The organism is Janthinobacterium lividum (assembly GCF_034424625.1).
Lineage (GTDB): Bacteria > Pseudomonadota > Gammaproteobacteria > Burkholderiales > Burkholderiaceae_D > Janthinobacterium > Janthinobacterium lividum.
The window spans coordinates 4,912,391-4,936,003 of sequence record NZ_CP139976.1; the positions used below are offsets into that span (position 1 = coordinate 4,912,391).

Annotated in this window: 22 protein-coding genes; 2 read left to right on the forward strand and 20 right to left on the reverse strand. The window is 65.2% G+C overall.

Translation table 11 applies throughout. The features are described 5' to 3' along the window. Positions 1-354 precede the first annotated feature (354 nt). Positions 355-2,367 carry a S9 family peptidase gene (locus U0004_RS22255; protein WP_070260283.1) on the reverse strand — a complete coding sequence of 671 codons (2,013 nt, stop codon included), beginning with the start codon at positions 2,365-2,367 and terminating at the stop codon, positions 355-357. 340 nt (positions 2,368-2,707) lie between these two features. Between U0004_RS22255 and U0004_RS22260 the strand changes: the two genes are divergently transcribed. Further along, the gene (locus U0004_RS22260) at positions 2,708-3,217 is read left to right on the forward strand and encodes a DinB family protein (protein ID WP_256608857.1); all 510 of its coding nucleotides are present in this window, start codon (positions 2,708-2,710) and stop codon (positions 3,215-3,217) included. Positions 3,218-3,267: 50 nt separating this feature from the next. Here U0004_RS22260 and U0004_RS22265 read toward each other — a convergent pair whose 3' ends face one another. Then, positions 3,268-3,564, reverse strand: coding sequence for a hypothetical protein (locus U0004_RS22265; RefSeq protein ID WP_070260281.1), 297 nt, complete (start codon positions 3,562-3,564; stop codon positions 3,268-3,270). A 198-nt stretch (positions 3,565-3,762) separates the two neighbouring features. Here U0004_RS22265 and U0004_RS22270 point away from each other — a divergent pair, with 198 nt between their 5' ends. Further along, positions 3,763-4,404 carry an acyl-homoserine-lactone synthase gene (locus tag U0004_RS22270; protein ID WP_070260280.1) on the forward strand — a complete coding sequence of 214 codons (642 nt, stop codon included), beginning with the start codon at positions 3,763-3,765 and terminating at the stop codon, positions 4,402-4,404. Between the two features lie 13 nt (positions 4,405-4,417). On the opposite strand, the gene leuB is transcribed toward U0004_RS22270, so the two are convergent. From leuB to U0004_RS22360, 18 genes are all read right to left on the reverse strand, one after another. After that, entirely contained in the window at positions 4,418-5,494 is a 1,077-nt protein-coding gene (gene leuB / locus U0004_RS22275; protein WP_115057556.1) for a 3-isopropylmalate dehydrogenase, read from the reverse strand. Positions 5,495-5,504: 10 nt separating this feature from the next. Continuing rightward, complete coding sequence (gene leuD / locus U0004_RS22280; RefSeq protein WP_070260626.1) at positions 5,505-6,152, reverse strand: 3-isopropylmalate dehydratase small subunit; 648 nt, start codon at positions 6,150-6,152, stop codon at positions 5,505-5,507. A gap of 80 nt (positions 6,153-6,232) precedes the next feature. Continuing rightward, positions 6,233-7,633 (reverse strand): 3-isopropylmalate dehydratase large subunit, encoded by a 1,401-nt coding sequence (leuC, locus tag U0004_RS22285; protein WP_070260624.1) that lies wholly within the window; start codon positions 7,631-7,633, stop codon positions 6,233-6,235. A 51-nt stretch (positions 7,634-7,684) separates the two neighbouring features. Next, positions 7,685-8,677: a porin gene (locus U0004_RS22290; protein WP_070260622.1), complete on the reverse strand. Its 993-nt coding sequence runs from the start codon at positions 8,675-8,677 to the stop codon at positions 7,685-7,687. Between the two features lie 56 nt (positions 8,678-8,733). Further along, a complete protein-coding gene (locus U0004_RS22295; protein ID WP_070260619.1) occupies positions 8,734-9,594 on the reverse strand; it encodes an ABC transporter permease in 861 nt (286 codons plus the stop codon). Next, the gene (locus U0004_RS22300; RefSeq protein WP_115057557.1) at positions 9,591-10,448 is read right to left on the reverse strand and encodes an ABC transporter ATP-binding protein; all 858 of its coding nucleotides are present in this window, start codon (positions 10,446-10,448) and stop codon (positions 9,591-9,593) included. Before U0004_RS22300 ends, U0004_RS22295 begins: the two co-directional genes overlap by 4 nt. Then, a complete protein-coding gene (locus U0004_RS22305; RefSeq protein ID WP_081345932.1) occupies positions 10,441-11,493 on the reverse strand; it encodes an ABC transporter substrate-binding protein in 1,053 nt (350 codons plus the stop codon). Before U0004_RS22305 ends, U0004_RS22300 begins: the two co-directional genes overlap by 8 nt. A 36-nt stretch (positions 11,494-11,529) precedes the next feature. Continuing rightward, positions 11,530-12,582 (reverse strand): ABC transporter ATP-binding protein, encoded by a 1,053-nt coding sequence (locus U0004_RS22310; protein ID WP_070260613.1) that lies wholly within the window; start codon positions 12,580-12,582, stop codon positions 11,530-11,532. Positions 12,583-12,593: 11 nt separating this feature from the next. Continuing rightward, positions 12,594-14,777, reverse strand: coding sequence for an ABC transporter permease (locus U0004_RS22315; RefSeq protein WP_167468689.1), 2,184 nt, complete (start codon positions 14,775-14,777; stop codon positions 12,594-12,596). Positions 14,778-14,791: 14 nt separating this feature from the next. Beyond that, a complete protein-coding gene (locus U0004_RS22320; RefSeq protein ID WP_070260610.1) occupies positions 14,792-15,865 on the reverse strand; it encodes an ABC transporter substrate-binding protein in 1,074 nt (357 codons plus the stop codon). Positions 15,866-15,918: 53 nt separating this feature from the next. Then, positions 15,919-16,227, reverse strand: a complete 309-nt coding sequence (locus U0004_RS22325; RefSeq protein ID WP_070260607.1) for a (2Fe-2S) ferredoxin domain-containing protein — start codon at positions 16,225-16,227, stop codon at positions 15,919-15,921. Continuing rightward, entirely contained in the window at positions 16,224-16,895 is a 672-nt protein-coding gene (gene leuD, locus U0004_RS22330) for a 3-isopropylmalate dehydratase small subunit (RefSeq protein ID WP_070260605.1), read from the reverse strand. Before leuD (U0004_RS22330) ends, U0004_RS22325 begins: the two co-directional genes overlap by 4 nt. A gap of 14 nt (positions 16,896-16,909) precedes the next feature. Beyond that, positions 16,910-19,012, reverse strand: coding sequence for a 3-isopropylmalate dehydratase large subunit (locus U0004_RS22335; protein ID WP_070260603.1), 2,103 nt, complete (start codon positions 19,010-19,012; stop codon positions 16,910-16,912). Continuing rightward, a complete protein-coding gene (locus U0004_RS22340) occupies positions 19,009-20,202 on the reverse strand; it encodes an MFS transporter (protein WP_070260601.1) in 1,194 nt (397 codons plus the stop codon). The genes U0004_RS22335 and U0004_RS22340 overlap by 4 nt, the downstream gene beginning before the upstream one ends. Next, entirely contained in the window at positions 20,199-20,915 is a 717-nt protein-coding gene (locus U0004_RS22345) for an L-threonylcarbamoyladenylate synthase (RefSeq protein WP_070260599.1), read from the reverse strand. Before U0004_RS22345 ends, U0004_RS22340 begins: the two co-directional genes overlap by 4 nt. Positions 20,916-20,935: 20 nt before the next feature. Then, positions 20,936-21,679, reverse strand: coding sequence for a TenA family transcriptional regulator (locus tag U0004_RS22350; protein WP_070260597.1), 744 nt, complete (start codon positions 21,677-21,679; stop codon positions 20,936-20,938). A gap of 1 nt (position 21,680) precedes the next feature. Then, positions 21,681-22,889 (reverse strand): amidohydrolase family protein, encoded by a 1,209-nt coding sequence (locus U0004_RS22355; RefSeq protein ID WP_070260595.1) that lies wholly within the window; start codon positions 22,887-22,889, stop codon positions 21,681-21,683. 27 nt (positions 22,890-22,916) lie between these two features. Continuing rightward, positions 22,917-23,609 carry a Sua5/YciO/YrdC/YwlC family protein gene (locus U0004_RS22360; RefSeq protein WP_081345929.1) on the reverse strand — a complete coding sequence of 231 codons (693 nt, stop codon included), beginning with the start codon at positions 23,607-23,609 and terminating at the stop codon, positions 22,917-22,919. Between the last annotated feature and the right edge of the window lie 4 nt (positions 23,610-23,613).

Genomic DNA, 23,613 nt, shown 5'->3' on the forward strand with positions numbered 1-23,613 from the left:
AAAAGAAACCCGCGTGGGAGGCTCTATTGACCTGCTCGCCGTAAGCCATGCGGACGTGGCATCAGGCTAGTCTGCATGGGCAACAGCAAGGGCTTGCCGCCCATTTTCCCTGTCGAGTACGCTCGGTGCGCCAACAGGAAGACGGCTTTGCATGGGGAAATTCTGGCGGCGCATGCCTGCCGCTGCAGCAGCAGCGACCGCATCGAATACGGCCTCGCGTACCCTGCCCTCAGTTGCACGCACGCCACGCCCGAGGCTGTCACCTTGCAAGCCACCCGCGCAGAAATTCTTGCCAGCGGGCAGCATGGCCTGCCCGGCATGTTGCCCGGCAGGCCATGCCACCTGTCGTCAGCTTTACTGCAGTGCTTGCTTCAAGCCCGGCGCAAACTCCGCGCCATGCTTGACCTGCGCGGTGGACGCCTTCAGGGTGGCGCCGATGGGCTCGGCGCGCCCAGCCAGGCATTGCCCCAGGAAGTTTTCCGTCACCGCATTGAAGGCGATGTTGTTCACGGGCCGGGCAAAGCCATGACCCTCGTCGGGGAACAGCACATACGTGACGGGGATGTTCTTGGCCGCCATGGCCGCCACGATCTGGTCCGATTCAGCCACGTTGACGCGCGGGTCGTTCGCGCCCTGGCCGATCAGCAGCGGGCGCTGGATATTCTGCGCAAAGTTCAGCGGCGAACGCTCCTTCAGCAGCGCCTTGCCCTCTTCCGTGGTCGGGTCCCCCATGCGCTTGTAGAACTGCTGCTTGCCCGCTTCCCAATACGGCGGTATGGTTTGCAGCAAGGTAAACAGGTTCGACGGGCCGACGATGTCGACGCCGCAGGCAAACGTCGTCGGCGTGAACGCCATGCCGGCCAGGGTGGCATAACCGCCATACGAGCCGCCCATGATGGCCACCTTGTCGGCCGTGGTCACACCGCTTTTCACCGCCCATTGCACCGCGTCGAGCAAGTCGTCATGCATCTTGCGGCCCCACTGCAGGTCGCCAGCCGAGATGAATTGCTTGCCGAAGCCCGTCGAGCCGCGGAAGTTCACCGACAGCACGGCGTAGCCGCGGTTGGCCAGCCACTGGTGATAGCCGTTGTAGCCATACGTATCGCGCGCCCACGGGCCGCCGTGCACCAGCAGCACCATCGGCACCGCCTGCGATGGCGTGCCGCCGGCGTTCGCCTTCGATGCTTGCGGCAGGGTCAGATACGACACCAGGTTCAGGCCGTCGCGCGCCTTGATTTGCTGCGGATACATGGGCACCAGCGGTGCGCCTTCCAGTTCCGGACGCGTCACGTACAGCCGCGTGAGCTTCCTGGTCTTGCGTTCGTACAGCCAGCTCGATGGCGGCGCCGTGACGGCATCGACGGCCACCAGCCATTTATCGTCGGCATCCGTGCGCGACGTTACCGTGAACTGGCCCTGGGTATTTTTTTTCAGGAAGGCCAGGTCGGCTTTCAGGTCGTTCGTCAGCGGCAGATATTCCTGCTGCAGAAAATTGACCGTGTAGGCCTGCACGCGGCCCGTGCGCGTGTCGTACAGCGCATCGGCAATATCCGTGCGCGGGTCTTGCGCCACCACCGTGCTCTTGCCGCTGGCCACGTCCTGCGCCAGCAGCGCCGAGGTATTGCGGCCGCGCGAATCGTTCCAGTACAGGGTCTTGCCATCGACCGTGAACGCCAGCGGCGACGTGGTCTGCGCATCTTCCAGGCCCACTTCGGCCAGCGGCGTGCTCTCGACCTTGCCATCGGCCAGGCGGAAATACGTCATGCCGCCATCGGCGCGCGCCTTGCTGGCAATGCGCAAGTTGAGCAGTTCATCGGCGACATAGCCGCCATAGCCATCATTCTGCTGCACCAGGGTCAGCTTGCCGCTGGCCAGGTCCAGGCTGTACACGTCGTGCCAGCGCGCATCGCGGTTATTGATGCCGACGAGGATGCGGTCCTTCACCTTGCTGCTGATCTGGACTATCCGCACGCGGGTCTTCTCGAACGGCGTGTAGTTGATCTGCTTGCCGCTCGCCACGTTCACGCCGTACAGCAGGAAGTTTTCATCGCCGCCCTTGTCCTGGATGAACAGCAGGGTTTTCGAATCGGGCGACCAGAAGCTGCTGCGGATGGGCCGCACCTTTTCTTCCGTCAGCGGGCGAGCTTGCGCCGGGTCGCTGGCCGGCGCCACCCACACATTGAGCACGCCGTCGCGCGGCGCGATCCACGACAGCCACTTGCCATCCGGGCTGATGCGCCCGCCGGACTTGCTGGGATTGCCAAAAATCTTCGCCCGCTCGATCAGCGGCGTGTCATTGGCAGGGGCTTGGGCGTGCGCCGGCAGGGCGGCGGCAAACAACAGGGCAGGCAGGGCATAGCGGATCATGGACACCTCATGGTTGATGAATGAAGGGAAACTTCACACGTGCATGTGCCAGGCCATCATAGGCCAAACGGCTGTTGCCAGGCTGATCACAATGACCAAATCAGGAAACGGGGGAACAGAATGCCTGTAGCGGGGAATGAAATGCGGGAGGCGAGAATTGAGCAAGCGCAAGACGCTGGCACGATGGCACGATGGCACGATGGCACGATGGCACGATGGCGCGACCCGAGCGGACGTAGCACGCTTGCCAATTCTTGCAAAACCATACACTATCTGCGTGCAGTAATTCAGCCCTGACATGGAGAGAGCACTCATGAGCACATGTGACCATATCGTCCGAATGGCCGCCTACAATGAAGTAATGAACGAGAAACTGTATAGTGCAGCTGGGCAACTATCTCAGGAGGAGCTCTTTGCCGACCGCAAGGCTTTTTTTGGTTCCCTCTTCGGCACGATGAACCACCTTGTCGTCGCCGATACGATCTGGCTCAAGCGTTTCTGCGGACATCCGGCACGCCAGCCGGCGCTCGACGCCATCCGCGCGGCAGCCGCCCCGGCGGCGCTGAACCAGCCGCAGGCCGAAGACCTGACGGGCCTGCTCAGGCTGCGCCATACGCTGGACCAGACCATACAGCGCTGGGCCGCCGACCTGACGCCAGGCGACCTGGAACAGCCGCTCGGCTACGCCAACATGAAAGGCATGGTGTCGCGCAAGCGCTATTCGAGCCTGATCATGCATTTTTTCAATCACCAGACGCATCACCGGGGCCAGGCCACCACCCTGCTGTCGCAAAGCAGCATCGACATCGGCGTCACCGACCTGCTGATGCTGATTCCCAACGAAGATTGACGAGCGCAGGCACGGGCGGCAGCACGCCCCCGGCCGCCAGCCTTCCCGCGTCAGTCCGCGGCCAGCTTGCCGCGTCTGGCGCGGTCGCAGCGCCGCACCTCCATATGGTAGGCCGCCCGGATATCATAAAATTTCTCGTGGAATCCCGGATCTAGCACTTCATACGTCTCTTCGCGCCCCGTGCAAAGTTGCCGCACGATTAAGTCGCCTGCCTCGATCACCACCAGATCCTGCTGGGTCAAGATACTGTTTTTCTTGACCAGTGCACGCAAGCCATCGACACGCACACCGTTCGACTTCAAAACGGAAATTCTATCCGTCATCGCTTCTGGAAATTTCATCGGCATTACTCTTTTCTGATCACGGCGCCAGCAGGCGCGGCGCCACAACACCTTGTTGCTACTCGCAGATGCCAGCCGTTGCTTCCTGGGCCAGTGTCATGACACGTCTATTGTCGGACAGACACCTGTTGGAACCTACAGTATCAGTTAACTACAGTCAATGTTTATATGGAAGCATTATCAAATTTGAATGGAGAGCGAACCATGGTCATCACTGTCAGCGCCTGTACACGCGACAACATGAAACCCGAAGACACCCATGCCATGTACCGGCTGCGCCACATGGTGTTCTGCGAACGGCTGCACTGGGACGTGCATACGGCGGACGGCATGGAATCGGACGAATACGATGATTTGTTCCCCGTGTACATGCTGGCGCGCGATATCAGCGGCAAACTGTTCGGCTGCGCGCGCCTGCTGCCGACAACCGGCGACTACATGCTCAAGTCCGTTTTCCCGCAATTGCTGCAAGGCAATCCCATTCCGAACGCCGAAGATACCTGGGAGCTCAGCCGGTTCGCCTTCGAGCAGTCGAAAGGCGGCGAACACCGCTTCTCGCTGGCCAGTTCGCACATGGTGGTCGAGGCACTGGAATTCGCCCTGGACAACAACATCACGTGCTACGTCGGCGTCACGACCGTCGCCTTTGAAAAACTGCTGCGCAAGATCGGCTTGCACGTCAAGCGCTTCGGCCCGCCGATGATGGTCGGGCACGAGCGCTCGGTGGCGTTCTCGATCGACGTCACGACGGCGCAACTGGCGGCGGCACGTTCGAGCCTGTTGCTTGCCGCCCAGCATGTGGCACCGCCGGCACGCGCCAGCCAGGCGGCGCGGGTAGTGCAATAGACGCGGCGCCATCTCAGGCAGCGGCGCAGGCACGCGCCACGGCATCACCCATCGCCTCGGTACCGACCAAAGTCGTGCCCGCTTCATGGATGTCGGCCGTGCGCAGGCCCTGCGCCAGCACTTGCTTGACAGCAGCCTCGATGCGGCTTGCCTGCTCTTCGCGGTTGAGCGAATAGCGCAGCATCATGGCCGCCGACAAGATCGTCGCCAGCGGATTGGCGATGCCCTTGCCCGCGATATCGGGCGCCGAGCCGTGCGACGGCTCATACAGGCCCTTGTTGTTGGCGTCGAGCGAGGCCGACGGCAGCATGCCGATCGAGCCCGTCAGCATGGCGGCCGCATCCGACAGAATGTCGCCGAACATGTTGCCAGTCACCATGACGTCGAATTTCTTCGGCGCCCGCACCAACTGCATGGCCGCGTTGTCGACATACATGTGATCGAGCGCCACATCCGGGTATTCCTTGTGCACATCGGTGACGATATCTTTCCAGAACTGGAAGGTTTCCAGCACGTTCGCCTTGTCCACGCTGGTGAGGCGCTTGTCGCGCTTTTGCGCGGCCTGGAAAGCCACGTGGGCGATGCGGCGGATTTCCCCTTCCGCATAGCGCATGGTGTCAAAACCTTCGCGCTGGCCCTTGAACGGACCATCCGGGCACTCGCGCACGCCGCGGGGCTGGCCGAAATAGATGTCGCCCGTCAGTTCACGGATGATCAAAATGTCCAGGCCGGACACCACTTCCGGCTTCAGGGTCGAGGCGCCCGCCAGCTCCGGATACAGAATGGCCGGACGCAGGTTGGCGAACAGACCCAGGTTCTTGCGCAAGCCCAGGATCGCCTGCTCGGGACGGAACTGGCGCTCCAGATTGTCGTACTGGTAGTCGCCGACAGCGCCGAACAGCACGGCATCGGCCGCTTTCGCCAGGGCCAGGGTGCCTTCCGGCAAGGGATGGCCATGGGCCGCATAGCCGGCGCCGCCCACGGGCGCCGTTTCCAGCTCGAACGATTCGCCCAGCACATTCAAGACCTTGACGGCTTGCGTGATGATTTCAGGACCGATGCCGTCGCCGGGCAGGATTGCAATTTTCATGGAATGATCTTTACATTACGTTGGCCAACCAGGGATTTTTCGTCAAATGGCGTTCTTCAAAGCGGCGGATGGCATCGGCACGGCGCAAGGTCAGGCTGATATCGTCGAAGCCATTCAGCAGGCAATACTTCGTGAACGCGGAGATGAAGAAGGAACAGGCGAAGCTGCCATCGGTGGCGGCAACGCGCTGGCGCGCCAGGTCGACTTCCAGCCGGAAGCCCGGTTCGGCGCCGACCGCCTTGAACAGGTAATGGACTTGCGCTTCACCCAGCACGATGGGCAGCAAGCCGTTCTTGCAGCAGTTATTGAAGAAAATGTCGGCAAACGATGGAGCAATGATGACGCGAAAGCCGTATTGGCCCAGCGCCCAGGGCGCATGCTCGCGCGACGAGCCGCAGCCAAAATTGGCGCGCGCCAGCAGTATCGAGGCGCCCTGGTAGCGCGCCTCGTTGAGCACGAAGTCGGGATTCAGCGGACGACGGCTGTTATCCTGGCCCGGCACGCCGGTGTCCAGATAGCGCCACTGGTCGAACAGATTGGGACCGAAACCGGTGCGGTGGATCGCCGTCAGAAACTGCTTGGGCAAGATCGCGTCGGTGTCGACGTTGGCGCGGTCGAGCGGTACGACCAGGCCGGTATGCTGTGTGAATTTTTCCATGCTTTGAGCCTCCCCTGGAGAGCGCGCCGGCCGGATGTCCAGCCGGCGCCGCATTGATATGCAAGCGGCGTATGCCGGCCTTAACTCATCTTGCGCACATCGACGAAGCAACCGGCAATGGCTGCCGCGGCGGCCATCGCCGGTGAGACGAGATGCGTGCGTCCGCCCGCGCCCTGGCGCCCCTCGAAGTTGCGGTTCGAGGTCGAGGCGCAGCGTTCGCCCGGTTCCAGGCGGTCGGCATTCATGGCCAGGCACATCGAGCAGCCAGGCTCGCGCCATTCGAAGCCGGCCTCCCTGAAGACGCGATCCAGCCCCTCCCGCTCGGCCTGCGCCTTCACCAGGCCAGAGCCGGGCACCACCATGGCCAGCTTGACGCTGGCGGCGCGCCGCTTGCCGCGCACGACCTCGGCCGCCGAGCGCAGATCCTCGATGCGCGCATTGGTGCAGGAGCCGATGAACACCTTGTCGATGCGGATGTCGGCGATCAGGGTGTCAGGCGCCAGATCCATATAGGCCAGCGCCTTGCTCATGGCCTCGCGGCGCGCCGCGTCCCGCTCCGCGCCGGGATCCGGCACGCGGCCGTCGACGGCCACGACCATTTCCGGCGAGGTGCCCCAGGTCACTTGCGGGCTGATGCCCGCGGCATCGAGCAGTACCACGCGGTCGAAACTGGCGCCCGCATCCGTGTGCAGCGTCTTCCAATACGCGACGGCTTTTTTCCACTGCGCGCCCGCCGGCGCATACGGCCGCCCCTTGACATAGGCGATCGTCGTCTCGTCCACCGCGATCATGCCGGCGCGCGCGCCCGCCTCGATCGCCATGTTACAGAGCATCATGCGCCCTTCCATCGACAGCGCGCGGATGGCCGGACCGGCAAACTCGATGGCGTAGCCAGTGCCGCCGGCCGTGCCGATCCGCCCGATCACTTCCAGGGCGATATCCTTGGCCGTGACGCCGGATGCGAGCACGCCGTCGATATGCACCAGCATGGCCTTCGATTTGCGGTCCAGCAGGGTCTGGGTAGCCAGCACATGCTCGACTTCGGAAGTACCGATGCCGAAGGCCAGGCAGCCAAAGGCGCCATGCGTCGAGGTGTGCGAATCGCCGCAGACGACCGTCATGCCCGGCAGGGTCGCCCCCTGCTCCGGCCCGACCACGTGCGCTATGCCCTGGCGCCTGTCGTGCATGTCGAAATAGGTCAGGCCGTAGAAGCGGGCGTTGGTATCGAGGGTCTGGACCTGGCGCCGCGCGACCGGGTCGGCGATGCCGCCGGCGCGGTCGCCCGTCGGCACGTTGTGATCGGCCACCGCCAGGTTGGCGCCAACGCGCCACGGCTTGCGTCCGGCCGCGCGCAAGCCCTCGAAGGCTTGCGGACTGGTGACTTCATGCAGCAGGTGCCGGTCGATATACAGCATGGCGGTGCCATCCTCGTCAACTTGCACCGCGTGGGATTCCCATAATTTATCGTAGAGCGTTTTCATCGTGTCCAGGGCGGCAAGGCCGCGTTAGGGGTCAGGTAGACAGGCGCCGCCTCAAAAGAAGTGGCGGATGCCGGCATTGAACAGGCGGTCGGTGTCGCCGTTGCGCGCGGCGTTGTATTTGGCGGCGCGGCCATTGTGCGTCTGCGAGTACGAGGTATACAGATTGGTCCGCCGCGACAGCGCATAGCTGTAGCCAAGGGCGAACTGGCCGGCATTGCCGCCAGCCTTGCCGCTATCCCATTTGCGGATGTAATCGGCCAGCAGCAGCGAGGCGCCGAACGGCACGCTTACGCCGAGCAGCAGGTCGCGCGTGTCCAGGCCAGCGCTGTCGGTGTTGCGCGCCGCGCCCGCGTGCAGCTTCAGCGCGCCCGCGTCGTACACGCCACCCAGCATGATGGTGCTGGCACTGGCGCGCGTGCTGGCGCTGTCCTGGTCGACATAGGCCAGCGCCAGCGCCAACGGGCCACGCGCGTAGCTGGCGCTGGCGCCAAGCTGGCGGCCGGCCGCCAGGCTGCCGGGCTGTTCGCCGAATCCCCACGACAGCTGCGCGCTCATGCCGCCCAGCTCCGGCGTCGTGTAGCTGAGATTGTTATTGACGCGCTTGCCACTCACATTGAACAGACGGCTGGCGTCGCCCGCCATATTGATGTGGAAGGGATCAAAACTGTCGAGCACCTCGGCGCTGACCGTGTATTTCCTGCCCAGCTTGAGCATGCCGAAATCGCCCCCCAGGGCGACCCAGGACTGGCGCCCGAAGAGTACCCCGCCCTGGTCGATGCCGCCGGTATCGGCCAGAATACCGTTCTCAAGCACAAAGCTGGCGACCAGGCCGCCGCCGAGCGCTTCGCTGCCCTTGATGCCGATGCGGCTGCTGCTCTGGCCGCCGCTGCTCAGGCGCGTGACGGTTCCTCCCCCGCTGCCATCATTTTCCAGATTCAGGCCCATGTCCATGAGGCCGTAGAGTTTCAGTTCGCCGCTGGCGGCGGCGCTGTGCCAGCCCAGCGCCGCCACCAGCGCCAGCAGGATGCCTGTCTTTTTTTTCATGAAATCGTTACCAGTCCTATGTAATGAATCGATCAGATCACCGCCTGTGCAGCTCTTCAGCGCCAGCGCAGCAAATACTCCTGCACCTGGTGGATCAGCCCCGACAACATGACGCCGATCAGTACCAGCACGCTCAGCGTCGCCATCATGGCGGCCGCGTCGCCCCGTCCCTGCGCCTCGATGATCAGACGCCCCAGTCCCCGTTCGGAACCGATGAATTCGCCCACGATGACGCCGATCAGCGCAAACGACACGCTGGGCACCAGCGAGGCGAAGACCCATTCCAGCGTGGACGGAATGACAGTGCGGGTCATCACCTGCCAGTTCGTCGCGCCCAGCACGCGCGCCACATGGACCAGGTCGCGCTGCACCTGCCGCGCGCCGCCGAAGGTATTAAAGAACACCACGAAGAAGACGATCAGCCAGGCCGTGAGTATCTTGGATGCATCGCCCAGGCCAAAAATGAGCACGATCAGCGGCACCAGCGCGATGCGCGGCACCGAGTTGAAGCCGACGATGTAAGGGTCGAAGACGCTGGCCCAGAAAGGCGAGCGGCCCAGCAGCAGGCCGACGACGAATCCCGTGCTCACGCCCAGCGCAAAGCCCCAGAAGGTATTGCGCAGCGTGGCGGAAATGGCGGCCAGCAGATTATTGTCGGTAGCGCTGAAGCAGGCCGCCACCGCCCCGGCACGCCCCAGCAGCAGCTGGCCTTCCTCGTCCGTCATGCACGCCATGTGGCTCAGCTTGTCCAGCACGCCCGTGGGCGTGGAAATGAAGTAGGGATCGATGAAGCTGGGCACCAGCCACGGCAGCTTCGGCTGCAGGCTGAAGCCCCACTGCCACACTGTCAGCAGGATCAGCAGCACGGCAATGCGCCAGAACCAGACGGAATGCCAGGTATAGCGGCTCAGTGTCATGTCGCCTCTCCCTTGTTGAATTCCTCGCCCAGCGAATGCCAGATGCGTGCGAACAGGGCGCTGTATTCCGGCAATTCGCGCACCGATAGCGCGTCGCGCGGGCGTGGCAGCCTGACGTCGAAGATTTCCTTGATGCGGCCGGGCCGCGCCGACAGCACGACGATACGGTCCGACAGCGTAATGGCCTCGCCCAGATCATGCGTGATGAAAACCACCGTCTGCTGCTCGGCTTGCCAAAGTTCGAGCAGCAGCTTGTGCATCTCGAACTTGGTATGCGTATCGAGCGCGCCAAATGGCTCGTCCATGAGGAGGATGCTGGGACGCATGATCAGCGTACGCATCAGGGACACGCGCTGGCGCATGCCGCCCGACAGCATCTTGGGAAAGGCGCGTTCAAATCCCTGCAGGCCGATGCGTTCGATGGCCTCGGCCACCCGCCTGCGCCGTTCCGGCTTGGGAATGCCGGCCAGCTCCAGACCCAGGCCGATATTGTCGGCGACGCTGCGCCAGGGGTAGCAGTTATCGCTCTGGAAGACATAGCCCAGCTCGCGCATCATGTCGCTCGACGACAGGCTGACACCGTCGACCAGCACGTCGCCTGCCGTCCGCTCGAGCACGCCCGACAGCATGTTCAGGATGGTGCTTTTGCCCGAGCCGGACGGGCCGATCAGCGAGACGAACTCGCCCTTGGCGATCGATAGCGAGAGGTTGTCGACGACGCGCACGGGCCGCGCGTTGAGGGTGAAGTCGCGCGTCAGTCCGCGCAATTCCAGGCGCGGCTGCGCCGTTTCGGGCACCAGCCGCAACTGCGGTCCGGGCGGCGCTTCATGCAGGGGTTGTAATGTGCTAGCCATATTTGCGCCTACTCAGGTGAAGGAAAGACAGGTCGGTGACGTCCGCGTAGCGGATCGGCTTGATGCCAGTGCCTGGACGGAACCAGATGGGCGCGCCGTTGGCAAAGGCGGCGGCATCGGTTTCACCGTCGTAGCTGGCCGTGCGCTTGAAGGCATCGAGTTCCAGCACGGCCGTATCGGCGCGCGTTTCACGCAGCTGCCTGACGCCGACTTCCTGCCATATCTGCGCGCTGCTGCTGCGGCGTATCCAGTGCAGCGCCCGCACCATGCCATTGACATATGCCTGCACCAGTTGCGGATACCGGTCGATCGTCGATTGCAGCGCATAGGCGCATGTCACCGGCAGGGGGCCGCCGAAATAGCGGTTCCAGCTGGCGTCGTCGGACACGTCAAAGATGGTCTTGCCAAAACCGCCGCGCTCGGCCTCGATCTGCCAGGCGGCCGGCGCGACGATGGCGTCGAACTGGCCGCTGCGCAGGCCGCCGAGCATGGTCAGCGTGACGCCGCCGGACACCAGGTTCAGCTTGTTGGCGGCGCCGATCTGCTCGAACAGGTAGCTGGCATACACATACTGGCCGCCACCCAGGGTCGCCACGGCCACGATGGGACGCGCGCGGTCCGGCCGGCGGTAGTCGGCCAGCGCCTGCAAGGTGGTGATGCCTTTCTCGTACAGGTCGCTGCGCACCACCACGTTGGTATACGGACAGCGGCGGTCGATCGCCAGCAGTATCTTGGCCGGGCGGCCCCGGTTGGCCAGCTGGATCGGATGCGTGCTGTCGCCCAGGCCGAAGCTGACCTGGCCACCGGCGACGATGTCGCGCAGCTTGGTCCCGCCATCGGACGACATGAGGCGAAAATCGAGGCCCTCCTCGCGCATGTACTGCTGGGTCAAGGCGACCATGTGCGGCAGGTAGTTCACGATGTAGGCAGGGTGCCCGGCCAGCACGGGGGCCAGCGGCGCCGCCGCGGCCGTGCGCGCCGGCCAGGCGGCGGCACCGCCTGCCAACAGGCCCAGCCGGGCAAGCATCGTTCGTCGGTTCATCATGCGAAAGTCCTTCTCTGAAATTGGGGGGGACGCTGCCTACGCGGCCAGCAGCGCCATGGAACTCGTGTCGAGCATGACCGTGACCGGCATGCCCGGCGCCAGGCCGGCTTGCGGCGCCGCATGCACCAGCCACGGGCCGAACGCGGTGCGCAATTCGATCTCCAGCAAGCCACCGAGAAAGGTGACGCTGGTGATCTCGGCAGCCACGCCACCCGCCTGGCCCGCGCCCGCAAGACGCAGCGCCTGCGGCCGCATGGCCAGTTGCACCGGCCCCGGCGCCTGGCCGCAATGGGGCAGGCGCAGCTCCAGGCCGCCCATGCAGACTCTTCCCAGCGCACCTTCGATGGCCATCAGGCGACCCGGCGCAAGGTTGCAGTCGCCCAGAAAGGTGGCGACGAAAGCGTCGCGCGGTGCGCGGTAGATGCCCTGCGGCGTGCTGGCCTGCGCCACCTTGCCGCGATGCATGAGCACCACCTGGTCCGAAATGGCCAGCGCCTCGGCCTGATCGTGGGTGACGTACACCACGGTCAGCTGCAAGCGCTGCTGCAATTCGCGGATTTCCTTGCGCAGCATGCGGCGCAGCTGCGTATCCAGATTCGACAGCGGTTCGTCGAACAGCAGCACCTCCGGCTCGAGCACCAGCGCGCGGGCGATGGCCACGCGCTGCTGCTGGCCGCCGGACAGCTCGGACGGCCAGCGCCGCGCATACGCATCGAGTCCCGTCAGCGCCAGGCCGGCCATGGCGCGCTCCTGCACCTCGGCCTTGGGACGCCCCGCCAGGCGCAAGCCGTAGGCGACGTTGTCGAACACGCTCATGTGCGGGAACAGGGCGTAGCTCTGGAACACCATGGTGACGTTGCGCCCGGCCGCGCCGACATGCGTGACATCGCGGCCACCGATGAGAATCCGGCCTGCCGAGGCGAGTTCCAGCCCCGCCAGCATGCGCAGCATCGTGGTCTTGCCGCAGCCCGATGGCCCCAGCAAGGTCGTCAGCGATCCGGCCTCGATCGTCAACGACACGTCATCCACGGCGGTGACCGTGCCGTAGCGCTTCGAGACGCCCTGCAATTGAATCTGTGCTGCTGCCATCGTGCTGCTCCTCAGGAAACATGGATAGGGATACCACCGGGGCCGGCAGCCGGCCCCGCGCGGCGGCGGCCGGCCAGGCGCTGCACCACGGCCACGACCACCAGGCTGAGTCCGATCAGCAGCGTGCTGTAGGCCACCGCCAGTCCGTAATCGCCATTGATGACGCGATTGATGATGAACGTGGTCGCCAGCTCGTGGCCGGCCGAGACCAGGAAAATGACGGCCGTGATGGTGGTCATGGCGCGCACGAAGCCATAGATCAGGCTGCCGGTGAGCGCCTGGCGCAGCAAGGGCAGCTCGATGCGCAGCAGGGTCTGCCAATTGCTGGCGCCGAGGGTCAGCGACGCCTCGCCCAGGCTGCGTTCGACCTGCGCCAGTGCCGCCACCGTGGTCTGCACCAGCACGGGCAGGTTGCGGCACAGCAGGCAGATGACGATGATGGCCGCGCCGCCCGTCAGCTCCAGGGGCGGGCCGTTAAAGCTCAGCACATACGCCACGCCGATCACCGTGCCCGGCACCGCCAGCGGCAGGAAACTGAATGCCTCGAACAGGCGCTTGCCGGGAAACTGCTGGCGGCTGATGACCCAGCCGGCCAGCAGGCCCAGCACCGCGCCCAGCGGTGCCACCAGCAATGCCATGCCCAGCGTGCCGAGCAAGCTTTCCCAGGCCACGCCCGTCAGGGGATCGGCCGCGCCAGGGGTCACGCCGAACGCGTTCAGGTAATGCACCATGCTGGGCCGGTAGTCGCGCCCCCAGTTGACGACAAAACCGCCCACCAGCACCAGCATGAAAACCAGCAGCGTCAGCGCGCTCCACAGGATGGCAGCGCTCCCGCAGGCCCGTTGCAGGCTCACCGGTAGCGGCGCATGGCGCGTGGCGGCGCCCTTGCCGCTGATGGTGGCGTAGGAAGCCTTGCCCAGCACGCGCCGCTGCAGCCACAGCGCCACCAGCGTCAATCCCAGGAGCAATGCCGACAGGCTGGCCGCGCGGCCGACATCCTGCTGCGCGCCAACGATGGCAAAAAAGATATCGGTGGCCAACACTTCAGTATTGCCACCAAGCAGGATGGGATTGCCGAAATCGGTCAGCGATTCGACGAAGCAGATCAGGAAGGCGCTGGTCAGACCCGGCTTGGCCAGCGGCAAGGTAATGCTGAAGAAGCGCTGATACGGCCCCGCCCGCAAGGTCTGCGCCGCCTCGTCGAGCGCCGGCGAAATACCCTCGACCACGCCGCGCAGGACCAGGCAGGCAACCGGTGTGAACGTGAACAACTGCGCCAGCAAGATGCCCTGTACGCCATAGATCCAGCGCCCGGGCACGATGCCGAACCAGCTTTCCAGCAGGGTGTTGAACAGCCCGGAACGGCCAAACAGCAGGATGAATGCCAGGCCGACCACGAAAGGCGGGGCGATCAGCGGCAGGACCGACAGCCATTGCACCACGCGCGCCAGCGGTCCGCGCACGCGGGCCATCTGCAGCGCCAGCGCGAAGCCGACAAGCGTACACAGCAGTGCAGACACGGCGGCGATGAACAGCGTGGTCCAGACCGTGCCGCAGCGTCCCGCGCCGGTCAGGCAGGCGCCGCTCCACAGATAGCCGCTGTAGAGCAGTCGCAGCGGCGCGGTCCAGGCATGCCCGCCACGGCCATCATCGAATGCATGCGAGAGCATGGCGGCGGTCGGCACCAGCGTAAACACCCCTACGAGCAGGCTGATCGACAATACCGTGCCGGCCACGAACGCGTCGCCGCCGAAATAGCCGCGCTGGCTCAGGCCCAGCGCCAGGCAGGACAGCAGACTGGCCGCGCACGCCAGCTGGCCAGGCCCCATGCTGGCCCCGCTGGCGGCAAAAGCGCACAGGCCAAGCCACAGCAAGCCGGCAGCGCCCGCCAACAGCAGTGCCACGGCGGGCGGACGACGACGCCACGCGGCCCAGCCCAGCAGCAATGGCAGCAGCAGCGACGGCAGCGCGCCGCCATCACGCGACTGCAACAGCAGCACCGCGCCGGCCATGCTGGCCGGCTCGCCCAACAGCAAGGCCGGGGGTAGCAGCCAGCGTCCATCGGACTGCGCATGCCAGGGCAACAGACAGGCACCTAGCAGACCGAGCAGAACCCAGTACCAGCAGGACGCAATGCGGTGCCGGCCGGCGCCGCCGGCCGTGGCGCTCGCCGTGTTCACATCAGAAACAGCCATGGCGCGATATCCTGTCATTGGGCACTGGCAACATCTTTATTCCAGCGTCCCAGCAGCAAGGCATGCTGTTCGCGGGAGCCGAATTTGGCGTAGTCGTAGTCGAGGAACTTCGCCTTGGCCAGGTCCGGCATCCCGGGTGGCAGCTTGATGCCACGGTTGGCTGGCAGTGGATACTGCCTGAGCGAATATGGCAGGGCCTGCGCCTCCGCCCCCAGGGCCCAGTCATAGAACAGCCTGGCATTTGCCAGGTTGCGCGCATTGCGCAGGATCGCCATGGAGCCCGCCTCGGCCCCCGTGCCCTCGCAGGGCAGCGTATAGGCGACGGGAAAGCCGTTTTCGCGTTCCGTCATGACGCCATGCAGCATCGCCACGCCGATGCTGGCCTCGCCGCGCGCGACAGCCTTCAGCGGACCGGCACCGCTGCGCGAATAGCTGGTGACCGAAGGATGCAGCTGCTGCAGGTAGCGAAAGGCGCCGTCTTCGCCGAACAGTTGGGCCATCGTGGCCAGCATCATGTAGGCAGTGCCTGACGAGGCGGGATTGGAAAGTTCGATCTCCCCCTTGTAGATGGGGTCGACCAGGTTCCGCCAGCACTGCGGCGGCGCGAGTTTTTTCTTCTTCAGCAATTCGGTGTTATACGCCAGCACCATCACGGCGCGGTACACGCCGACGCTGCGGTAGGCCGACTGCTCCGCCTGGATCAGGGACCAGGCGGCCAGCTGCGCGAGCTGCGGCGAGCGGTAGGTTTCCAGCAAGCCGTCCTGCGCCGCCTGCAGGAAGGAATCGCCTGAGCCGCCCCACCACAGGTCGCCCTTCGGATTGCGGGCCTCGCCCTTAATCTGCGCATACAGCTCGCCGGTGGGCTTTTGCACCACGCTCACCTTGACGCCGTGGCGCGCGCCGAAACCATTCGCCAGCGCCTGGCACATGGCCGCGTCCGGGTAGGCGCAATACAGGTTCAGTTGCCCTGCCGCCTGCGCGACCGCCGGCAGCGCCCACGCCATGCATGCCGCCAGCGCCACTGCCGCCGCGCCCAGTACGCGGCGCAGGCGCGCCGCCCGGCTTACTGCCAAGTTCGGAAATATCATTGCAATTGCCTCGCTAAGATAGGTGAATGGAAATGCATGCGCGACGCGGCGCGTCACACCAGCAGGCGCTCGACGACGCGGTGATGGATCAGGTGTTCATCGATGATCTCGTCAATGTCGCTGGCATCGAGATAGGTGTACCAGGTCGCTTCCGGATAAATCACCAGCACCGGGCCCAGCTCGCAGCGGTCCAGGCAACCGGCCTGGTTGATGCGCACCTGCTCCTGGCCCAGCATGCCCAGCGCGGCCAGGCGCTCCTTGGCATGCTGGCGCAGTTGGTCGGCACCGTGGTTGGCGCAGCAATCGCGCCCGCCGTCGCGCTGGTTGCAGCAGAAAAAGACGTGGTGGCGAAAATGGCTCATGTCGCCTCCTGCGCCAGCGCGTCGGCCACGCACGCTTCGCCCTGCTCCCAGCCCGGCTCGTACACCCATGGCCGGCGCGTCCGGTCGGCGGCGGCGAAACGGGCGATGGCACCCGCATGCGCCAGCGTTTCGGCGATTTCATCGGTCCCGCGCAGCAGGCGCGCCGCATCGTCCGGCTCGATGTCGAAGGTCAGCGAAAATTGCGCGCAGTTGATGCGCTGATGGTGCAGGTCTATGCTCAGGCGCAAGCCGCCGCCTGCCAGCCGTGCCGCCTCTGCCAGGCGCGCATAGCCGTCCGCGCTGACACGCGCCGGCAAGATGCCGTTGCGCACGCAGTTGCGCTGGAATATTTCGCCAAACCCGGGCGCCACGACGGCGCGGATGCCGAAGTCGGCCAGGGCCCAGGCCGCATGCTCGCGCGAGCTGCCGCAGCCGAAATTATCGGCGGCGATCAGGAACGTGGCATGGCGGTGCTGCGGCTGGTTCAGCACGAAGGCAGGGTCGGGCACGCGCCCCTCCAGGTAGCGCCAGCGGGCGAACAGGCCCTGGCCCAGGCCACGCCGGGAAGTGGTCACCAGTTCGGTTTGCGGAATGATGATGTCGGTGTCGATATTCGGCACCGCCAGCAGGGCGGCATGTCCGGATTCGATCAGAAAGCTGCGGTTCATCGATGCTCCTTTTCTCAGAAATTGATGCGGCTGCCGACGCCCAGCGACGCGCTCTTGTCGGCCAGGCCGGCGTAATCGCGGCTGGACTTTCCCAGACGCACATACATGTCCTGACGGCGGCTCAGTTCATAAATCATGTCCATCTCGGCCGTGACGACGGCCAGCCCGGAAAAGTGGTAGCTGCGCACGACGCCACGCGCCACCAGCTGCGGCGTGAAACGCTTGGAAAAACGCGTGAACGTGTCGTAGCGGCCAAAATCCTCGTTGCCATGCACGGGAAACACCTGCACGAACAATTCCGCCTGATGGCGCTTGAACCAGGCATTCCACGGCGCGATGCGGTGCAGCGTCAGCTGTACGCCCAGGCGCGCGTCAGCCAAGTGGTCATGCGCCCCGCCTGCGGGCGCGCCCAGTTTCAGGTAGTCGAGGCGCGCCACCCAGCCCAGCAGCTGAGGCGCCTCGCGCAGCGGTACCGGCCCGCCGACGAAGACCTGCAGCCGCGCCGTTTCCAGCGCATGCCGGCCCAGCTTGTAGTTGTAGTCGAACGCTTCGAGCAGGAACAGCTGCGACGGCCAGGCGACGAAATGCGATTGCGAGGCGCGCGCGACACCGCCGTCAAGGTAGGCCAGCTGCACCCGTCCCACGGATGGCGGCGTGGCATCGGCGGCAGTGGCCTCGGGCGCGTTGCCGCCCAGCGCCAGCAGCAGCACGGCCCAGGCGGCCACACGGCCAAGTGGCCCCAGCTGGCGCGGATCCGTCACCTTGCCCGTCAGCGCCGAAGCGGCGGCAACCGCCGGGCTCACGAGGTGCGTGCGTGCGCCGGCGCCCTGGCGGCCGATGAAATTGCGGTTGGAGGTCGACAGGCAGCGCTGTCCGGCGCCGACGAATTCCTGGTTCACGCTGGCGCACATCGAGCAGCCGGGCTGGCCCCAGCGAAAACCGGCCGCGCTCAGGATCGCATCGAGTCCCTCGCGCTCGGCGGCACGGCGCACCTGCTGAGAGCCGGGCACCACAAAGGCGCGCACGCCGGGTGCCACCTGGCGTCCCCTGGCCAGCTCGGCCACCACGCGCAGGTCCGACAGGCGGCCATTCGTGCAGGAGCCGATGAACACCACATCGACCGGACGCGCCAGCAGGCGTTCGCCCGCCTGCAAGCCCATGTAGTCGAAGGCCACGCCGGCGCGCGCCGAATCGTCGGCGCCGATGACCGCGCCGATGTCGATCACCTGATCCGGATTGGTGCCCCAGGTGATCTGCGGCTGCAGGTCCGACACGTCGAGCAGCAGCTCGCGCTCGAAATGCGCCCCCGCATCGCTGGACAGCGCCGACCATTGCGCCAGCGCCGCCGCCAGGGCGGCATCGCCAGCGGGCCGGCCCAGCGCCGTGCGCACATACTCGAAGGTGATGCCGTCCGGTGCGATCAGGCCGATGCGCGCCCCCATCTCGATGGCCATATTGCACAGGGTGAAGCGGCCATCCATCGGCAATTGCCGCACGAAGCCGCCGGCAAATTCGATCGCGTGGCCGGTGGCGCCGCTGACCGTCAGCAGCTGGCACAGCTTGAGGATCACATCCTTCGCATACACCCCCGGCGCCAGCGCGCCTTCGAGCACCACGCGCAGATTGGCAGGCTTTTTCTGCACCAGGCTCTGTGTCGCCATCACGTGCTCGACTTCGCTCGTGCCGATGCCAAAGGCGACGCATCCGAGCGCGCCCAGGGTACAGGTATGCGAATCACCGCACACGGCCGTCATGCCGGGCAGCACCAGCCCCTGTTCCGGCGCCATCACATGCACGATGCCCTGGCGCGCATGGTCGACGGGGAAATGGCGCACGCCGAAGTGGCGGGTATTGGTCCGCGCATGCTCGAGCAGCTGCTGGCCCTGCGCAAAGCTGGCGCCGCTGCGCTCCGGCGCCGTCGATACCACGTGGTCCTCGGTCGATACGGTCAGCTGGGGAAACGGCATGTCGCGCTGCTGCTCCAGCAGGCTGCTGAAGGCCTGCGGGCTGGTCACCTCGTGCAGCAGGTGGCGGTCGATGAACAGCAGGTCGTTGCCATCGTCGAAATGGGTGATCACGTGGCGCGCCCATATCTTGTCGAACAAAGTCAGGCTCATATGCGTTCTTCCTTGGTGAGGCGGGCGGCGCTGAAGGCCGGCGCCAGGTGGTGGCGGGCGCGCCGGCTGGCCCACAGTGTCGCCAGGCAAAGCACGGCCACGGCGGCCCAGCCCAGTGCCGGCAGGTACGCATACAGCGCGGGCAGCAGGAAGGCCGGCGGCAGGGACAGCAGCTCGGTGGCAAAGGCCATCGATCCCATGACCCTGGCGCGCTCGGGATGGTCCTCGACGGCGGTGCTGAACAAGGCCATGGCTGGCGGCAGCATCAGCGCGAAAGCCACCGTTTCAAGCACGAACAGCGCGGCAAAGCCGAGCGGCGCTTGCACCAGGCCCATCAGCAGAAGCGCAGCGCCCATGAACCACAGGCCGCCGTCGATCAGCGCGGCCTGGCCGACGCGCTGGCTGACATGGCCGGCCAGCGGCATCAGCAGCGTGGTCAGTACCGCCGAGACCGCGAAAAACATGCCGACCCGCGACGCTTCCATCCCCAGCGCACCCGTCACATGCAACGGCAGCAGAATCATCAGCGAGAAAAACAGCACGCGCCGCAGGCTTTGCGGGCTGTACAGGGCCAGCAGCATACCCAGCGCCGGACGTGGCCCGGCATGGCCCGCACGTGCCGCCACCGGCGCCAGCGCCACGCCGGCCAGCAGCATGGCAAGCAGCCCGACCAGCGCACCGGCGACGAAGATCGCCTGCAAGCCCAGCCAGTGCGCGATGGCGGCGCCGGCCAGCGGCCCAAGCAGAAAACCCAGGCCGAAGGCGGAACCGAAGCGGCCCATCAGCCGCACCCGCTGCTGCGAATCGACGCCCCGCGCATAGCCTATCGCCAGGTCGTTCAGGGCGATCGCCAGCACGCCCTCGACCAGGCCCTCGATGAAGCGCAGCACGCCGAACTGCGCCAGCGAGCCAGCCCCCAGGTAGGCGGCGAACACCAGCGCGTACAGCAGAAAGGCGGCCATCACCGAGCGCCGGTGCCCCCAGCGCATGATCGCCGCCGGGCTGAAGGCGCGCGAGCACAGCCGCCCCAGCACCAGCGTGGCGTACGGCACGCTGAGGGCGGCGACGCTGACGTCGTACTGCTTGAAGTAGATGGGCAACACCGGCATGACGATGCCCATGCCGATGTTGGCCAGTACCGTCAGCAGCAGCAGCGCGGGAAAGCGCCATGCCTCCTTGTGCCGGTTCATGCGGCGCGTTCCCCGCGCTCGGCCACGCGCTGCGCCAGCACCTGCTGGTAGCGCGCGGTATCCGTCACCAGGTCGGGGAAGTACGGCTTCACCTTGTCGAGCCCCACCCAGCCGGCCCGCACCAGGTAGGGGCGGTCGAACGTGAGGTCGATGATGGTGTTGACGCGGTCCCCGCTGCCGGCCAGCTCCGCGGCCGTCGGCCCGGCATCGATGATCAGGTCGACCAGATGGCCGATATCTTCGATGGCCTTGGCCAGGGGCACGAAGATATTGCCCTGCCCGGACAGATTGGCCGAGGTGGCCGCGATGGGCCCGTCGATCCCCTGCGTCAGCATGCGGAAGATCGGATGCGTGGTGCAGCTGATGGCCACACTGTGCAAGCCACAGGTAAGCTGGTCCGGAAACGGATACTTCTGCTTGAAGACGAATGAGATCTCCCCCGGCAGCAAGTCGTCGAGCACGGCGTGGTTGAACCACTCGGGCAATTCGACATAGCGGCCCGCCACGGCAGGATGCGGCAGGCTCACCGGCAGCGGGCCGAACTTGACACGCTGCTTGACGGCGAAGATACGACTGACGGCAGCGGCGTTGGTGGCGTCGCAGATCAGGTTATAGTTGGTCGTCGTTGGCGAAATCACCAGCCCGCCGCGCTTGAGCACTTCGATGGCGCGCGGCAGGAAGTCTTCGTCCGACTTGACGATGGGAGCTATCATGGCAGTCTCCAGTGACGGGCTTAGCGGACCGCGCTGCGGTTGAGCAGCGAGGCATAGTAGTCATGCAGCTGCAGCCAGGCATCGCAGATACGCTCGGTCACGGCCAGCGCGCGCTGGCCAAAACCGGCTACCTGCGGCGCATACTTGCGCACCAGCCGCACGCCTTCCTCGGCATGGTCGTCGTCGGCATCGCTGTGCACGGTGAACCATTCGAGCTCGGCTTCGCTGTAGCCATATGCTTCGCGCAGCGCGGCCAGCATCTTGCCCACGCTCTCGCCCGACTGCGACTCAATGGCGTAGATCGCCAGCAGGCCGACGGCGAAATGCTCGTCGCGCATGATGCCGAGCAGTGTGTCGACATAGCGCCGCACGGGTTCAGCCTGCGTGGCCGGGCCGAACTGGTCGGCGCCGACGCCGGAAGCCTCGGCAAAGCGGCGCATCAGGTTGTAATGGCTGTCGCTGCCGCAATTAATGCCCGTTTCCTCGGCCACCAGCTGTTCGATCATGAAATGGCGCACATCCTCGAACTGGGTCTTCGAATGAATAATGCTGAAGATCAAGTTCTGCGTGTAGACCTGGTGGTATTTCTGCAGCGCCCAGGCGGCCAGCGCCGCCCTGTCCGGCAAGCCGCGCTGCACGCTGCCGACGAACTGGTGGCGGCTGTAGCGTTTTTCATGCACGATCTGATTGCATTGCGCGATGACATCTTCGACCGGCAGCGGGGGGCGCACCCCGCTGTGGCCGGCGTTTGCGTGCAAGTCCATATCAATCCTTGAGGCCATAGAAGGCGGCGGCGTTGTCGTGCAATACCTGGCGCTTTTGCAGCAAGCTCAGGCCCACGTGGTCACGCATGAAATCGAATGACTGGCTCAGGCTCGCTTCGCCGTAATGCGTGTGGGGGAAGTCGAAGGCGCCGAGCACGCGGTCATCGCCGACGAGCTTCATAAATTCCGGCATGTAGTCGTAATCGCCCTCGAAGCCGAAATACACGGCATGTTCGCGCAGCACCGCCTCGGGCGACTTCTTGCCGGGCCATGGCTTGCATGCGGCCGTCGGCCACCAGTGCATCGCCCGCTCCAGAAACAGGCTGAAAAAGCGGGCATCGTGTTCGACGAACGATACTTTCAGGCGCGGGAAGCGGTCATAGATGCCGCCCGTAAAGATACTGATATACGCCCACCAGACGGACAGGTCGAAGGCGCCGAGGAAAATGCTGGACGGCGTCGTGCACTCGAAGGTCTGGCGCGGATTGGGCCAGCCGATATGCACGCAGACCGGCATGTTCATGTTTTGCGCTTCGCTCCAGAACGGGTCGAACAGCGGATCGTGCAGCATGCGTTCGCCGGCCGTCGGCAAGATCATCACCGCCGTGGCGCCCTTCTCCTTGGCATGGCGCATTTCCTGCACCGCCAGCTCGGGCGAGCGGATCGGCACCAGGGCGGCGAATTCGATCATGTCCGGCGCCTTCGAGCGCATTTCCGCCATCCAGTCATTCCAGGCACGCATCAGCGCCGCCTCGTAGACCAGGTCGTCGGTCAGGGTTTCCAGGAACAGCGTGGAAAACAGCACGGTGCGGTCCAGGCCCTGGTCGCGCATCAGCTGCGCGCGCGCCACCGGGTCGGTGCAAGCCTGGATCGGCACGGGCACCGGCTTGCGCTTGGCAAAGTCCATCTCGGCCGGTGTGCTCATGACGACGCCGCCATTGCCCTGGTTCTTCGGCACCAGGCGCCCGTCGATATACCAGGTCTTGTTGCGGCTCGGGCGCAGCGACACATGGGGATTGTCGATCACATGCGGGCGCCGGTGCGCAAACTCCTCTGGCAGGTAGAGCTCCCAGCTGTCACCCACTTCCTGCACGTGGGAATCGGAATCGAATTGCTTGAAATCGAAGGGCGAGGTGTATTTCTTCCATTGCTGCTGCGCTGGCGCGGCGGCGGAGGGAAGCGGATGTGGACTGTTCAGTATCGTGCTCATGTACGGCTCCAAAGGGTTGAGTGGGATTTAAGACTGTGCTTGCAGGGCCAGGAAACCGGGTTCGATAGCTTCCCAGTTCACGCCGCGCCGCTTGAGCGACCAGTTGGTGAAGTTGACGATGGTGGTGGCGTTGCGCTCCGGATTGGCGTACTTGGAACGGCCATGGTCGATGGCGAAGTCGGCCGCCTCGCGCAATGTGGCGGGAATGTCCTCGAACTGGTAGATATTGCCTTGCGACGAGGGATTGGCCGACGATCCCACGACCAGCAAGCCGGCCGTGCGCAGGCGGGCAATCACGTCTTCCAGGAAGGGCCCGACGTTGAGGAACACGGCAATGGTGCCGTTGGTAACAGTCTGGCCGTAGACCCACGGCGACAGCTTGCCCAGCAGCTTGCTGTGCGGATTGACGGGCAACACCACCGCCAGCGTCGTCTCGGCGGCGGTGGCGGCGATCCAGTCGCCGATGACGTCGTTGGGTACCAGGGCGACTTCGCGCAGGATGTCGAGGTTGCCGATGACGATGCAGGGATTGGTGTGGACCCTGCCCTTGGCGTCGTACATCTTGCGGATGGCGCGCTCCGAGTGGCCCAGCAGGCCGTAGCCGATGTCGCCCTTGAGCAAGACCAGGCTGCCGGCGGCAAAGGCATCGCAGCTGGCCCGCACGTCGTGCTCGGTGTGGGCCGTGCCGCTGTCTTCATAGTGCATGGAATGTGCATTCATGGTG

Coding starts and splice junctions, on each gene's coding strand:
- U0004_RS22255 (WP_070260283.1), bottom strand. CDS start 2,367: ATGATCCGCTATGCCCTGCCTGCCCTGTTGTTTGCCGCCGCCCTGCCG.
- U0004_RS22260 (WP_256608857.1), top strand. CDS start 2,708: ATGGCCGCCTACAATGAAGTAATGAACGAGAAACTGTATAGTGCAGCT.
- U0004_RS22265 (WP_070260281.1), bottom strand. CDS start 3,564: ATGCCGATGAAATTTCCAGAAGCGATGACGGATAGAATTTCCGTTTTG.
- U0004_RS22270 (WP_070260280.1), top strand. CDS start 3,763: ATGGTCATCACTGTCAGCGCCTGTACACGCGACAACATGAAACCCGAA.
- leuB (WP_115057556.1), bottom strand. CDS start 5,494: ATGAAAATTGCAATCCTGCCCGGCGACGGCATCGGTCCTGAAATCATC.
- leuD (WP_070260626.1), bottom strand. CDS start 6,152: ATGGAAAAATTCACACAGCATACCGGCCTGGTCGTACCGCTCGACCGC.
- leuC (WP_070260624.1), bottom strand. CDS start 7,633: ATGAAAACGCTCTACGATAAATTATGGGAATCCCACGCGGTGCAAGTT.
- U0004_RS22290 (WP_070260622.1), bottom strand. CDS start 8,677: ATGAAAAAAAAGACAGGCATCCTGCTGGCGCTGGTGGCGGCGCTGGGC.
- U0004_RS22295 (WP_070260619.1), bottom strand. CDS start 9,594: ATGACACTGAGCCGCTATACCTGGCATTCCGTCTGGTTCTGGCGCATT.
- U0004_RS22300 (WP_115057557.1), bottom strand. CDS start 10,448: ATGGCTAGCACATTACAACCCCTGCATGAAGCGCCGCCCGGACCGCAG.
- U0004_RS22305 (WP_081345932.1), bottom strand. CDS start 11,493: ATGATGAACCGACGAACGATGCTTGCCCGGCTGGGCCTGTTGGCAGGC.
- U0004_RS22310 (WP_070260613.1), bottom strand. CDS start 12,582: ATGGCAGCAGCACAGATTCAATTGCAGGGCGTCTCGAAGCGCTACGGC.
- U0004_RS22315 (WP_167468689.1), bottom strand. CDS start 14,777: ATGGCTGTTTCTGATGTGAACACGGCGAGCGCCACGGCCGGCGGCGCC.
- U0004_RS22320 (WP_070260610.1), bottom strand. CDS start 15,865: ATGATATTTCCGAACTTGGCAGTAAGCCGGGCGGCGCGCCTGCGCCGC.
- U0004_RS22325 (WP_070260607.1), bottom strand. CDS start 16,227: ATGAGCCATTTTCGCCACCACGTCTTTTTCTGCTGCAACCAGCGCGAC.
- leuD (WP_070260605.1), bottom strand. CDS start 16,895: ATGAACCGCAGCTTTCTGATCGAATCCGGACATGCCGCCCTGCTGGCG.
- U0004_RS22335 (WP_070260603.1), bottom strand. CDS start 19,012: ATGAGCCTGACTTTGTTCGACAAGATATGGGCGCGCCACGTGATCACC.
- U0004_RS22340 (WP_070260601.1), bottom strand. CDS start 20,202: ATGAACCGGCACAAGGAGGCATGGCGCTTTCCCGCGCTGCTGCTGCTG.
- U0004_RS22345 (WP_070260599.1), bottom strand. CDS start 20,915: ATGATAGCTCCCATCGTCAAGTCGGACGAAGACTTCCTGCCGCGCGCC.
- U0004_RS22350 (WP_070260597.1), bottom strand. CDS start 21,679: ATGGACTTGCACGCAAACGCCGGCCACAGCGGGGTGCGCCCCCCGCTG.
- U0004_RS22355 (WP_070260595.1), bottom strand. CDS start 22,889: ATGAGCACGATACTGAACAGTCCACATCCGCTTCCCTCCGCCGCCGCG.
- U0004_RS22360 (WP_081345929.1), bottom strand. CDS start 23,609: ATGAATGCACATTCCATGCACTATGAAGACAGCGGCACGGCCCACACC.